The sequence below is a fragment of the Bradyrhizobium oropedii genome (genome assembly GCF_020889685.1).
Taxonomy (GTDB): Bacteria; Pseudomonadota; Alphaproteobacteria; order Rhizobiales; family Xanthobacteraceae; genus Bradyrhizobium; species Bradyrhizobium oropedii.
In genome coordinates, this window is record NZ_JACMYO010000073.1 from 1 (window position 1) to 12714 (window position 12714).

Consider the following 12714-nt stretch of genomic DNA (forward strand, 5'->3'; position numbering starts at 1 on the left):
CTGCCGCGGCTGCACCGGCCGCCCCCAGGCCTGAGGTTGGCCGCATGCCGGTGGTTGACGGCTGGGCACTGCGCGACGTCGGCAATGGTGGCGCACTCATCGAGGGCCGTGGCGGCATCTACGAGGTCTATGCCGGCGATCCCGTCCCCGGCCTTGGCCGCGTCGACGCCATCCGCAAGCAGGACGGCCGTTGGGTGGTCGTCACCAGCAAGGGCCTGATCGTTTCGCGTTGATTTCCGAAACACGACAACACCAAGGCGCTTCACCGCGATGTGAAGCGCCTTTTTTCTTGAATAGGGTTTGCGGCGCGGTGTTAGTGGGAGCATGAGCCGTGCGCTGAAATGCCTCCTGGTGATGTCCGTCCTGTTCTGCGGCGCCGTGTCTGCACGTGCCACGGAGGATCGCGCGCTCGAGCGCGGTGCGGCGGTGATCGATCCCGCGATCCTGCGCGAGCTCGATCATGGCCGCTTCGGCCTGGGACGGATGCTTGCGCCGGAACGCTCCGCCGATGCGCCGCTGTCCAACCGCGAGCTGTTCGGGTTGCCGGCGATGGAGCCGGTGCGTGCGGCGCTCGATCGCGAATTCGATCGCTATGTCACAAAGCATCATGCAAGCCTGCCGAACGAGAGCATCGGCGTCGGCGACGGCTTTGCGTTTCAGCTGTTCGATCGTGCGCTGTTCGAATCCCCCGACGTTCGCTTCGTGCTCGCCGGCATCGCCAACCGCATGGACCGCGCCTATGTGGCGCCGAAAGACTGCGGCGAGATCCGGCTGGTCTACCGGCTGACCCGCACCGATGTGCCGCTGATCGGCGAGAACGCGGTGTCGCAGCGGCTGCCGATGACGCTGAACCTGGTGCTGAAGGCGAAGGGCGACGGCAACGACGCGTCGCTGACCTGCCGCGAGGTCGCGCGGCGTTGGCTCGCGACCGGCAGTGCACGGCCGGTGATGGAGAAACTGCTTGGCAAGGATGGTCCGCTTGGCCTGATCGATGCGCGGAATGTCGATCGTATCGAGACCAATCTGCAGATCGCTCACGCGCCGAAATCCGCGGTGCGCGACTTCCGCACGGACTATCTGCTGAAAGTGTTCGACTATGACGGTGCTGCAAGGCGCTTTGCCGAGGCGCCGCTGGAGAACCAGATCGATCGCGACCGCATTCTCGCCGACGAGGGGCTGAAGCGCGACTTCAAGGCGTGGCTGCTCGATCCCAGGCATTTTGCCGAATTCGATCGCGGCACCTTGCTGATCCCCGATCGTTTCCTCGCAACGTCAGCGGTTGCGCCGACGCCGATCGGTTTTGATGTCAGCGACCTCGAGCCCGAGTTCGGCCTGGTGCAGGGCGAGGGGACGGCCGGCAATGCGGTGTTCTCGGGAGACGACGTCGTCGGTGCCTTGCAGAAGGCCGCGGCTGACGGAACGAAGCTGCAGAACATCCAGTCGCTGGCCGGCTTCGAGCGCCGGCTCAACGACGTCACCTGCGCCGGCTGTCACCAGACCCGCGGCATCGGCGGCTTCCATTTTCCCGGCGTCGACTGGATGGCGGCGAAGCCGTCGAACTCCACCGTGGTGCCGGCCTCGCCGCATTTCTTCGGCGATCAGCCTCGCCGCCGCGATATCCTCACGAGCTTCCGCGACGGCAAGGCGCCGGACTTCTCGCGCGGCTTCTCCAACCGGCCGCAATCGCGCGGCAGCGCCGAGCTCGCCGGCACCGAATACAGCGACGGCTGGGGCGCGCATTGCTATCTGCCGGGCGCCAAGCAGACCGAAACCGACCGCAGCTTCCGCGGTTGGACCTGTGCCGAAGGGCTCGCGTGCCAAGTCGCGGGCAAGACCACCCGCATGGGCATGTGCTTCGTGAAGGGGCGCTGATCCGCCAGCCGGAACCGAAGCGTCTCCGCGTCATTATTTGATGCTACACTGTCGCTTGCCTAAAGCGCGATGAGATTTCGACATCGCGCTTTAGCTTCTTGTTTGAGCATGATCTTTTTCGGAAAACCGCTTCGCACTTTTCCGAACCATGCTCTTGGACCTGACAGCTCTTGACCGGAGACTGGCCCGATGAGTGCTTCCGAGGACAACAAGCAGCGCAACCGCGAGATCGCGGCCAACGAGGCCGAACGTCAGGCGGCCAGCGCCGTCCGCGTCAGCAGTTGGGCGATCGGGCTTGCGGTCGTCATCGGCATCATCGTTGTGGCCATCGTCTGGGCCTGGATGACGCGGTGAAGATTCTTACCTCGCCCCGCTTGCGGGGAGAGGTCGGATCGCATCAACAGATGCGATCCGGGTGAGGGGGTACAGGTCTCTCCTCCATCTATGTTTGCGGAAGGAAGCCCCTCACCCCAGCCCTCTCCCCGCAAGAGCGGGGCGAGGGAGGGCAACCCGCGTAGCTTGGCGCCTACGCCACCGCGCCGGACGCGCGCAGCTTCTGGATCGTGGCCTCGTCGTAGCCGGCCTGGCGCAGGATCTCGTCGGAGTGCTCGCCGACCTCGGGCGGCTTGCGCGGCTGTACCTTCTTGGCGCCGTCGATGAAGATCGGGCTGTTGATGGTCAGCATGGTGTCGTTCTCGAAGCGCACCAGCACCTCGTTCTCGATCATCTGCTTGTCGTTCGGGATGTCGTCGAGGATGCCGACGACGCCGAACACCAGGCCATTGCCGTCGAGGATCTTGCGCCATTCGGCGAGATCCTTGCTGGCGAACACTTCGTCAAAAATCTTGATCAGCTCGACCGAGCGCGCATGGCGGTCCGCCTTGGTGGCGAAGCGCGCATCGGCGACGAGATCCTCGCGGCCCATGCAGCGTGCCAGCGTCGGCCATTGCCGGTCTTCATTGAGCAGCGACAGGATCAGCCAGCGGCCGTCCTTGCACTTGTAGTGGTTGGTGACGGCGTTCAGCGCCTCTTCGCGCGGCTTGCGCTTCTTGAACTTGGCGCCGGCAAGCTTGGCCTGCGCCAGCACGCCGTTGGCCCAGACGCCATTGGCCATCAGGTTGGTCGAGACGTGCGAGCCCTTGCCGGTCTTCTCGCGCTGGAACAGCGCGGTGACGATCGCGCCGTAGAACGCCATCGCGCAGGGGTGGTCGCCCATGCCGGCGACCGAACGTGCCGGCGTGGTGTCCTCGTCGGCGCGCACCAGGTCCATCAGGCCGGAGCGGGCCCAATAGGCGTTGGAGTCGAAGCCGGGCTTGTTGGCTTCTTCGCCCTTCTCGCCATAGCCGGTGAATGACGCGTAGATCAGCCGGTCGTTGAGGTGGGCGAGATGATCGTGGGTGATGCCGAGTTTTGCGCGCACCTGCGGCGGCATGTTGGTGATGAACACGTCGGCCTCGGCGACCAGCTTGTAGAGCACCTCGCGCGCCTCCGGCTTGGTGAGGTCGAGCGCGAGGCTCTTCTTGTTGCGGGCCTCCAGCATCCACGCGAAATTGTGTTCGCTCGCGGGATAGCCGGGCAGATTAGGCAGATTGCGGTAGGGGTCACCGGTGCCGGGCGGCTCGATCTTGATGACGTCGGCGCCGAAGTCGGACAGCACGGTGGCGGCCGCAGGCGCCGCGATGAAGCTCGCGCAGTCCAGGACCTTGAGCCCGTCAAAAATGCCTTTTTCCATCGTGCCGTCGCTCCCGTGGCGCTTGTTGGTGTTTTTCCGGTAGCTGGAATTATCGTGTGCGATGATCCCGATCAGACCGCCATTTGACCCATCTCGGGGGCGCGATGCAACGGGTTGTTGAGACGTCATTGCGAGCGGAGCGAAGCAATCCATACCTCGACTCGGGGATAGATGGATTGCTTCGTCGCTTCGCTCCTCGCAAAGACGGTAAACCTACTCCACGCCCGCCATCAGCGCTGCATTGCCGCCGGCAGCGGCGGTGTTGATCGTGATCGTCTGCTCGGTGGCGAAGCGCGTCAGGTAGTGCGGGCCGCCGGCCTTGGGGCCGGTGCCGGACAGGCCGCTGCCGCCGAACGGCTGCACGCCGACGACTGCGCCGATCATGTTGCGGTTGACATAGATGTTGCCGACCCGGAGGCGGTCGATCACGTGCTCGATGGTGTCGTCGATGCGGGAATGGATGCCGAGTGTCAGCCCGAAACCGGTCGCCTCGATCGCGGCCAGCACATCGCCGAGCCGCTCCGCCCGATAGCGCACGACATGCAGGATCGGGCCGAACACCTCCTCGGTGAGCTGGCTTGCCGCCGACAGTTCGAAGATGTGCGGCGCCACGAAATTGCCTGCTGGCGCCTCGGCGGCGAGATGCACCCGCGCTTCCCTTTTCATGCGCGCGATATGCGCGTCCAGCCGCTGCTTGGCCTCGGCATCGATCACCGGTCCGATATGCGTCGATGGCTGCGAGGGATCGCCGATCTTCAATTCGCGCGCGGCGCCCGCGATCATCTCGATCATGCGGTCGGCGACGTCGTCCTGGACGAACAGCAGACGCAACGCCGAGCAGCGCTGGCCAGCGGAGCGGAACGCTGAAGTGACGACATCATCGGCGACCTGCTCGGGCAGCGCGGTGGCATCGACGATCATCGCATTGATGCCGCCGGTCTCGGCGACCAGCGGCACGATCGGGCCATCCTTGGCCGCCAGCGTCCGGTTGATCGAGCGCGCGACCTCAGTGGAGCCGGTGAAGACCACGCCGGCGATGGCGGGATGGCTGACCAGCGCGGCGCCGACCGCGCCGTCGCCCTGTACCAGATGCAGGGCCGTTTCAGGCACGCCGGCTTGATGCAGGAGGGCGATAGCCTCGGCTGCGATCCGCGGCGTCTGCTCGGCGGGCTTTGCGATCACCGCATTACCGGCCATCAGCGCTGCCGTCACCTGGCCGAGGAAAATCGCGAGCGGGAAATTCCACGGCGAGATCGCGACGAACGCGCCGCGTCCGTGCAGCTCCAGTACGTTGCTCTCGCCGGTCGGCCCCGGCATCGTCTCGCTTTCGCCGAACAGCTTTTTGCCGAGCGCTGCATAGTAGCGGCAGAAGTCGATCGCCTCGCGCACCTCGGAGAGTGCGTCGTCGAGCGTCTTGCCGCCCTCGCTTTGCAGCAGAGCGAGGAAGTGGGCGCGGCGCTGCTCAAGCAGGTCGGCGGCCTTGTCGAGGATCGCCGCACGTTGTGTGGCCGGCGTGCCGTTCCAGGCCTTGAAGCCACGCTGCGCAGCCGTGATGACGGCATTCGTCTGCTCGGCGGTGGACGTGTTGATCGCAGGCGAGGCCTTGCGCTCGGCCGCGATCGCCGACGTCAACGTTTGGAGCGCCTTTCGTTCGCCGAGCTCGATGCCGTGCGAATTCTCGCGCTGCGGCCGATAGAGATCGGCCGGCAACGGAAATCCGGAGTGCGCAGCGTTGCTGTCGCTGCCTATGATCTCGGCCGGGCGGCGCAGCAGATCGACGATGGAAACGCGATTGTCCGCGGCCAGCGCCACGAAGGACGAGTTGGCGCCGTTCTCGAGCAGGCGCCGCACCAGATAGGCGAGCAGGTCGCGATGGCTGCCGACCGGCGCATAGGTGCGATGGGCGATTTCAGGCCTGTCGTCGCCGAGCTGTGCGTAGAGGGCTTCGCCCATGCCGTGCAGCCGCTGGAATTCGAAGCTCGTTGGGTCGTCCGCGAGTTCGAGGATGGTCGCGACCGTCAGCGCGTTGTGGGTGGCGAATTGCGGAAACAGCCGCGGCCGCAACGTCAGCAGTTTTCGCGCGCAGGCGACATAGTTCAAATCGGTCATCGCCTTGCGAGTGAACACCGGATAGCCGTCGAGCCCACGCTCCTGCGCGCGCTTGATCTCGGCGTCCCAATAGGCGCCCTTGACCAAGCGCACCATCATCCTGCGGTCGAGCGCGCGCGTGAGTGCATCGATGTAGTCGATCACGTCAGCGGCGCGCTTCTGATAGGCCTGGATCGCGAGGCCAAAGCCGCTCCAGCCGGCGAGCGACGGGTTGGCGAATGCGGCGGCGATGACGTCGAGCGACAGCTCCAGCCGGTCGGCCTCCTCGGCATCGACGGTGAAATTGAGGTCGAACGCCTTGGCGCGGCGCGCGAGGTCGATCAGCTGCGGCACCAATTCAGTCATGACTCGCGCATGGCTCACCGCCTCGAAACGCGGATGCAGTGCGGAGAGCTTCACCGAGATGCCGGGTCGGTCGGGTAGGGCTTGATCGCCGGCGGCCTTGCCGATCGCCTCGATCGCGCGGGCGTAGGATTCGAAATAGCGATGGGCGTCGTCGGCGGTACGCGCGCCTTCGCCGAGCATGTCGAAGGAATAGCGCGAGCCGCGCGCCGTTTGCGATTGCGCACGTGACAGCGCCGCCTCGATGGTCTCGCCGAGCACGAAATGGCTGCCCATCAGCCGCATTGCCTGCCGCGTCGCGGCGCGCACCGCCGGTGCACCGAGCCGCTTGGTCAGCCGACCTATCGTTCCCTGCGGTGTTTCACCGGGCTGGATCACCCGCGCGGACATGCCGAGCGCCCAGGCCGAGGCGTTGACCAGGAACGCGCTGGATTTGGTCTCGTGGTTGACGAAGTCGCCCTGGCCGAGCTTGTCCTCGATGAACTGGTCGGCGGTGCGCGCGTCGGGCACCCGCAGCAGTGCCTCCGCCAGCACCATCAGCGCCAGCCCCTCTTTGGTCGACAGCGCGAACTCCCGCAGCATGTCCTCGACCCCGCCGAGCGGATCGTCGTTCGCCCGGATCGCCTCGATCAGGCGCGTCGCGCTGCGATCGATCCGGGCCTCCGCTTCCGCGCCAAGCCTCGCGTCATGGCGCAGGCGGCTGGCGATTGCTGTGTCATCGGGTGCGTAGGGCGCGCTGAACGGCGGCGGGAGCGGGTCTGGCATGGGCGGTTCCTTAGGCAGCATTGCACGGGAATTCCTACGCGCCCGTGGACCGTAGTTCGATAGACAAATTAGCAAGTTTGCCTTAGAAAATAAGGATCAGTTCAAATATTTCCGTAGATATGACAGAGATAGACAAGATAGACCGCAAAATCCTCTCGATCCTGCAAGGGGATGGCAGGATTGCCAATGTGGAGCTGGCTGAGCGGATCGGCTTGTCGCCGACCTCGGTCGGCGAACGGCTGAAGCGGCTGCAGCGCGACGGCTTCGTCGAGGGCTATGGCGCGCGGCTCAATCCGCACCGGCTTGGCCTCGGCCTGCTGGTGTTCGTCGAGGTGCTGCTCGACAAGACCACGCCCGACGTGTTCGAGCGCTTCGCCAAAGCGGTCCAGACCGCGCCGGAAGTGCTGGAGTGTCACATGGTGGCCGGCGGCTTCGACTATCTGGTCAAGGCGCGCGTCGCCAACATGACCGCCTATCGCAGGTTTCTCGGCGAAACGCTGCTGGCGCTGCCGGGCGTGCGCGAGACGCGAACCTACGCGGTGATGGAGGAAGTCAAGCGCGACGCGCCGCTGCCGGTCGGTTGAGGGCCGTTTGATGTGATCCACAGCCATGCGCCGAATGTATTGGCATCGTGATGCGCCCGCGATAATCCTGTCTCGCAGGGTAGGGCAGTGGTTCATGAAAGACGCCGATCAGCCGATACGAATGAAGCGGGCCGGATTTGCCGGCGCGCTTGCCGTGCTCACGCTCTCTCTGCCGTCAGTGGCGCCGGTCCGCGCGGCCGAGCTCAGCTCGGGCGTCATGCAGCTCTATACCTCGGTCTCGATCTATCCGCCGTCGGCCTCGACGATGACCGTCTGTTACGGCTTCGTCTGCCGGCGCCGCGAGATGCTCGACTTCAATGCCGCCGACAGGGCGGCCTTGAGCAAGATCATGGCCACGGGCCGCGCCAACGCCGCTGCCGAGCGTGCGGCCGTGCAAAAGGCCGTGATCTGGTTCGACCGCCGGATGGGGCCGATCCTCGGTACCGACAAGCGCGTGGCCAAAGCGGATTTCCGCGCCAACGACGACAAGCACAATTTCGATTGCTGGGACACGACGCGCAACACGACCAGCCTGATGCTGGTGATGCAGTCCTGGAATCTGTTCAAGTTCCACGACGTCGGCGATCCCCACTATCGCGGGTTCTCGTTGGGGCAAACGCCGCACAACACCGCCGTTCTGCTCGAACGCGCCACCAAGGTGGAATGGGCCGTCGATCTCTGGCCCCGCGGCTATCTGCAACCGCCTGACGTCATGACCGTCGCCAAATGGGTGACGGAAGATTGAGCGGCTGAGTGTCGCCGCCGCGCCTGTTCCGTGGCGCTCCATCCCCATTGATTGCGCAGGGATATCGATCTCTGTCATTTGACGCTGGAACCGCACTCAATGGTTCCAAAAATTCGTTCACCACCCATCACCATAAGAGCCAAGTGACGCGTTAACACGGGCAGCATTCGGTCAACCCGAGGCTACGTCATGCGTTCACGTTCGATTTGCGTCGATGCTGCCAGCAGCGGCATTCGTTTCCCATTGTTGCCGGCGCTTGCGCTGCTGCTGTCGCCTGTGCTGGCCAGCCCGGCCCGCGCGGGCGATGTCGAGGACTGCAGCGGACCGCCGACCGAGAAGGCCGAGGCGGCGTGCTCGGGCATCATCAACGATGCCGCACGCTCGGCAGAGGAGCGGACCAAGGCTTTTGCGGGCCGCTCGCGCTTCTATATCGCCCGCAACAAGATCGATCAGGCCCTGAGCGATGCCGATGCGGCGGTGCAGCTCAGCCCACAATTCGTGCCGGCACTGATTGCGCGCGGCTATGTTCGGCAGCGCAAGGGCAGCCTCGATCAGGCCCGCGCCGATTTCGATCGCGCGATCGAGCTCGAACCGAAGAATCCGTTCGGCTTCCTGGCGCGCGGCAATCTGCGCGCCGACCAGCATGCCTGGGCCGATGCGATCGCGGATTACGGCCAGGCGATCACGCTGCGGCAGGATCTCCCCGCGGCCCATGTCGGGCGCGCGCGGGCCTATGTCGAATCCGGACAGCCCGATGCGGGGCTGGCCGACGCCAACACCGCGATTGCCGTCAACGCAAGCATGCCGAATGCGTTCTACTGGCGCGGCCAGGCCTATCGCCGCAAGGGCGACATCGATCATGCGATCGAGGATTTCTCGCGCGCGATCGCGCAGGCGCCGCAGACCGAGCGCAACGCCTATTTTGCCCGCGCCCAGCTGTACAGCGCCAAGGGCGACTATGTCCGCGCCATCGGCGACTTCGACTGGCTGTTGAAGGTTCTTCCCGACAACAAGGAGATCCAGCAGCAGCGCCAGCAGGCGCTCGCGATGCAGGCCGAGCTGGCCAAATCCGGTGCGGCGCCTCCAACGCCGGCGACGCCGGCTCCCGGCGTAACGGCGCCGCAACCGGCGACGCCGGCCGCGGGCAACCAGCAGGTCGAGCAGGCCAAGCAGTTCGTCGCGCAGGGCAATTACGCGGGCGCCATCGCCAACCTCACCCCGGTGTTGAGCAGCGATCCCCGCAACGAGACTGCGCTGCGCCTGCGCGCGCTGGCCTATTCACGGCTCGGCCGCCTGGCCGAGGCGCGCAACGATCTCAGCGAATTGCTCAAGCTCAAGCCGAACGATCCCCAGTTGCTGGCCTTCCGCGCGCTCAACGCCGCCGGCGCGCGACAGTTCGAAGAGGCCATGGCTGATGCCGGCCGCGCCGTCACGCTCGACCAGAACAATTCGCTGGCCTATCTGGCGCGCGGCCTCGTCAAGGCCAGCACCGGCAAGGTGCAGGACGCGCTCGCCGACTACGATCATTCGATCTCGCTCAACGCCAAGGAGACGCTCGCCTTCACCGAACGCGGGCTCGCCTATATCAGCCTCAACCAGCTCGACAAGGCGCTGCTGGATTTCGATCAGGCCCTGGCGCTGGTGCCGACCAATTTGATCGCCAAATCGTGGCGCGGCCTTGCGCTGATGCTCAAGGGCCGTGCCGATGAGGGGCTGGTCGATATCAACGCCGTGCTGGAGCGAAGCCCCAACAATCCCACGGCCCAACTCGGCCGCGGCCTCGCGATGCTAACCTCTTCCCAATACGACCGCGCGATCGCCGCCTTCGACCAGATCGTTACGCGGACGCCCAACGACGCCTTCCCGCATGTGCTGCGCGCGCGGGCCTATCTCGGGCTGAAGAAGCCGGATGACGCGATGAAGGATCTCGACTTCGTCCTCGCTGCGCGGCCCGATTATCAGCCGGCGCTGACCTTGCGCGGCATCACCTGGTCGGCGCTGCGCAACTACGACAAGGCGGTCGACGATCTCGACCGGGCGATTGCGCAGAAGGAGACGGTGGAGGGCCTGTTCGCCCGCGCCAAGGCGCATGAGGCACTCAACCATGCGGACAAGGCGACCGAGGACTTCCGCAAGGCGACGCAGCTCACGCCATCGAGCGTGTTCGACGTGCTGGCGCAGGCCGAGTCGAAGCGCAAGGTCCAGGAACTCTCGAAGCGGGTGCCGTGCGGCACCGGCCAGGGCGGCACTTGTCTGTGAGGCGGCAACTCGGCAGCGCGCGCGTTCCCGAAGTAAAGGATAAACGTCGGCACGCCGGCGATGGCGGCCGAAAAAATCAAGGGCGTGGCGCGCGGGCGTCGTGCCCGCTCCGCCGAACGTCACGTCGTGTGGATTTGGGATCGGCCCTCACTCCCGGATCGGGTCCGAGAGTGCGCCGCTGGATCTGGCGCGGATACGCTAGACCTTGAGGTTCTCGGCTGACGTCTTGCCGCGATTTGCAATTTCTTCGTATTCAACCGACTGGCCTTCGTTGAGGCTTTGAAGACCAGCCTTCTGAACTGCTGAAATATGCACGAAAATGTCCTTGCCGCCCGATGCGGGCTGGATGAATCCATAACCCTTGGTCGGGTTGAACCACTTCACTGTACCTTTGGGCATTCCAGTCGTCTCCGCGGAATCAATCGAAAACAGACCAGCCGGTCCCCGCAAAAACCGGCTAGTCCGCGCCGCACAGGATAGCAGTTTGGAAAAAGCTGGGTAGATCAAACGACGGTGTGTTTTTGACTGGAAACAACCCGCTTTGCGGGGATTCGATGCCGGTTTGCCTGTTTCGTGGTCAATTGATGCGCTGCAAAAACAGATCGGTTCCACCGAGCCCAAGCTGGATCGGTGGCCCGCGCGCGGGCTTTCGGCCGGCGCGCGGGGGATGGACCGATGCGTCTCAATAGGTCGCGGAGAGATACTCGACGATCTTGCCGACGTCGGCCTGGTCGATCGGCGCACCGTAGACCTTGATCATCTTGGTCACCTCGGCCTGCCAGAAGTCCTTCTTGAACTTCTCGCCCTGCGGCTGGGTCTTGATGTAGTCCGCCGAGTGGCAGCCGGTGCAGTTGCTCTGCACGACCTCGAGGTTGGGACCCGGCTTGAAGGCCGCGGTCTCCTCGGGGAGCGTGTAGTTGACGGGCGCGGCGATCACAGCGCCGATCGACAGCATGGCGATCGCGGCGAGGGAGGCAAGCAGCTTGCTGGTCATGTTGCTTCTCCTCACGCAGCGGTGACGCGCACGGTTTCGACGACGTTGCGCAGATAGCCCGCCGGATTCCACAACGGGTCCATCGGCTGGGTGTCGCCGGCATTGTTGGTGGCGCGCACCTTCAGATCCGAGGGGCCTGCCGGGAGCGCGACCTTCAGCTTCCATTCGCGAAAGGCGTATTTGCCGAGGTCCTTGCCGAGCTTCGCCGGTGTCCAACTCTTGCCGCCATCGATCGAGACCGCGACCTCCTTGATGCCCTTGCCGCCGTCGAAGGCGATGCCGCGCAGCATGGTGTGGCCTGCCTTCAGCTTGGCGCCGTCGGCAACGCTGGTAATGAACGAGCGCACCGTGAAGCGGTTGATCGGGATCGTCGCCTTCGGTGCGGTGCCGGGCTCGACCGCGTTGTTCGGCGTATCCGGAATCCGGTAGGCGGATTTCATCCAGAAACCTTCGAACACGTTGTCGATCACGGTGATCTCGTTGAGGTGCTTCACCCAATAGGTGCCGTAGTAGCCGGGCACCACGAGGCGGAGCGGGAAGCCGTTGAGGAACGGCAGGTCCTCGCCGTTCATGCCCCAGGCCAGCATCACCTCGCCGTCGCGCGCGTGGTCGATGTCGAGCGCCTTGACGAAATCGGGCGTCGTCTCCATCACCGGACCGTCCATGCCGTTGAAGGTGACCTGCTTGGCGCCGGCCTGCACGCGGGCCATGTCGAGCACGGTCTTCAGCGGCACGCCGTGCCAGCGCGCGCAGCCCATCGCGCCGTTGCCGAGCTGGCCGCCGGCGACGCGGGGATTGAAGAAGCCGCGGCTGTTGCCGGAGCACTGGTTGACCGCGACGAGCTCGACAGCCTTCAGCTTGCGGATGTCCTTCAATGACAGCTTCAGCGGCTTGTCGACCTTGCCCTTGATCTCGAGGGTGAACTTGTCCGGATCGAGGTCGTAGGGGACGCCGGCGAGGTGATAGCGGACGAAGAACGCGTTGTTCGGCGTGAGCGGGCCGTCGTTGAAGATTGCAAACGGCGTTTCCAGCTGCGGCGGCCGGGCGGTCAGGCCGATCATCGGGCGCTTCTGCGGGTAGCGCACCAGCGGCCGTTCGCCATTGCCAAAGGGCAGCGTCACGGTGTCGAGCGCGAGTGCGCCCCTTGATCCCAGCCCCGTCACCAAAGCGGCCAACCCGGCACGCTTCATCAAGTCTCGTCGATCGAGCATTCCGCTTCCTCCGAAGCTGTTCTGTCCCGAGCTGGTCATCACCAGGCTCAGATTGCCTTGCGCGCCTTCGCATCATGGACTGCGCGCGGCCACAAATGTCG

10 protein-coding genes and 1 pseudogene are annotated in these 12714 nt (G+C 65.0%); 6 read left to right on the top strand and 5 right to left on the bottom strand.

What is annotated here, in order from left to right:
* The 3 genes and pseudogenes from H8A95_RS20965 to H8A95_RS20975 form a co-directional block, all read left to right on the top strand.
* A pseudogene (locus tag H8A95_RS20965) lies at positions 1-233 on the top strand (hypothetical protein); the annotation flags it as partial.
* Between the two features lie 91 nt (positions 234-324).
* Positions 325-1872, top strand: a complete 1548-nt coding sequence (locus tag H8A95_RS20970; protein ID WP_229184810.1) for a hypothetical protein — start codon at positions 325-327, stop codon at positions 1870-1872.
* A 189-nt stretch (positions 1873-2061) separates the two neighbouring features.
* Complete coding sequence (locus tag H8A95_RS20975; protein ID WP_229184811.1) at positions 2062-2226, top strand: hypothetical protein; 165 nt, start codon at positions 2062-2064, stop codon at positions 2224-2226.
* A 172-nt stretch (positions 2227-2398) separates the two neighbouring features.
* On the opposite strand, the gene H8A95_RS20980 is transcribed toward H8A95_RS20975, so the two are convergent.
* The gene (locus H8A95_RS20980; protein WP_229184812.1) at positions 2399-3604 is read right to left on the bottom strand and encodes a CaiB/BaiF CoA transferase family protein; all 1206 of its coding nucleotides are present in this window, start codon (positions 3602-3604) and stop codon (positions 2399-2401) included.
* A 213-nt stretch (positions 3605-3817) separates the two neighbouring features.
* Complete coding sequence (gene putA / locus H8A95_RS20985) at positions 3818-6820, bottom strand: bifunctional proline dehydrogenase/L-glutamate gamma-semialdehyde dehydrogenase PutA (RefSeq protein WP_229184813.1); 3003 nt, start codon at positions 6818-6820, stop codon at positions 3818-3820.
* Between the two features lie 119 nt (positions 6821-6939).
* Here putA and H8A95_RS20990 point away from each other — a divergent pair, with 119 nt between their 5' ends.
* The 3 genes from H8A95_RS20990 (at position 6940) to H8A95_RS21000 (ending at position 10408) form a co-directional block, all read left to right on the top strand.
* Positions 6940-7404, top strand: coding sequence for an Lrp/AsnC ligand binding domain-containing protein (locus H8A95_RS20990; RefSeq protein WP_223977468.1), 465 nt, complete (start codon positions 6940-6942; stop codon positions 7402-7404).
* Between the two features lie 121 nt (positions 7405-7525).
* A complete protein-coding gene (locus H8A95_RS20995) occupies positions 7526-8149 on the top strand; it encodes a hypothetical protein (protein ID WP_229184836.1) in 624 nt (207 codons plus the stop codon).
* A 189-nt stretch (positions 8150-8338) separates the two neighbouring features.
* A complete protein-coding gene (locus H8A95_RS21000) occupies positions 8339-10408 on the top strand; it encodes a tetratricopeptide repeat protein (RefSeq protein WP_229184814.1) in 2070 nt (689 codons plus the stop codon).
* Positions 10409-10606: 198 nt separating this feature from the next.
* Here the strand turns inward: H8A95_RS21000 and H8A95_RS21005 are convergent, their stop codons facing one another.
* The 3 genes from H8A95_RS21005 to sorA all read right to left on the bottom strand — a co-directional run bounded on the left by H8A95_RS21005 (position 10607) and on the right by sorA (position 12613).
* On the bottom strand, positions 10607-10807 hold the full coding sequence (locus H8A95_RS21005) for a cold-shock protein (protein WP_163149424.1): 201 nt from the start codon (positions 10805-10807) through the stop codon (positions 10607-10609).
* A 283-nt stretch (positions 10808-11090) separates the two neighbouring features.
* Positions 11091-11402 carry a SorB family sulfite dehydrogenase c-type cytochrome subunit gene (sorB, locus tag H8A95_RS21010; protein ID WP_229184815.1) on the bottom strand — a complete coding sequence of 104 codons (312 nt, stop codon included), beginning with the start codon at positions 11400-11402 and terminating at the stop codon, positions 11091-11093.
* An 11-nt stretch (positions 11403-11413) separates the two neighbouring features.
* A complete protein-coding gene (sorA, locus tag H8A95_RS21015; protein WP_229184816.1) occupies positions 11414-12613 on the bottom strand; it encodes a SorA family sulfite dehydrogenase catalytic subunit in 1200 nt (399 codons plus the stop codon).
* Between the last annotated feature and the right edge of the window lie 101 nt (positions 12614-12714).

Excerpts from the sequence above, each read along its gene's own strand:
- H8A95_RS20995 (WP_229184836.1), top strand. The coding sequence starts at position 7,526 with ATGAAGCGGGCCGGATTTGCCGGCGCGCTTGCCGTGCTCACGCTCTCT.
- H8A95_RS20970 (WP_229184810.1), top strand. The coding sequence starts at position 325 with ATGAGCCGTGCGCTGAAATGCCTCCTGGTGATGTCCGTCCTGTTCTGC.
- H8A95_RS20975 (WP_229184811.1), top strand. The coding sequence starts at position 2,062 with ATGAGTGCTTCCGAGGACAACAAGCAGCGCAACCGCGAGATCGCGGCC.
- H8A95_RS21000 (WP_229184814.1), top strand. The coding sequence starts at position 8,339 with ATGCGTTCACGTTCGATTTGCGTCGATGCTGCCAGCAGCGGCATTCGT.
- sorB (WP_229184815.1), bottom strand. The coding sequence starts at position 11,402 with ATGACCAGCAAGCTGCTTGCCTCCCTCGCCGCGATCGCCATGCTGTCG.
- H8A95_RS21005 (WP_163149424.1), bottom strand. The coding sequence starts at position 10,807 with ATGCCCAAAGGTACAGTGAAGTGGTTCAACCCGACCAAGGGTTATGGA.
- sorA (WP_229184816.1), bottom strand. The coding sequence starts at position 12,613 with ATGCTCGATCGACGAGACTTGATGAAGCGTGCCGGGTTGGCCGCTTTG.
- H8A95_RS20990 (WP_223977468.1), top strand. The coding sequence starts at position 6,940 with ATGACAGAGATAGACAAGATAGACCGCAAAATCCTCTCGATCCTGCAA.
- putA (WP_229184813.1), bottom strand. The coding sequence starts at position 6,820 with ATGCCAGACCCGCTCCCGCCGCCGTTCAGCGCGCCCTACGCACCCGAT.
- H8A95_RS20980 (WP_229184812.1), bottom strand. The coding sequence starts at position 3,604 with ATGGAAAAAGGCATTTTTGACGGGCTCAAGGTCCTGGACTGCGCGAGC.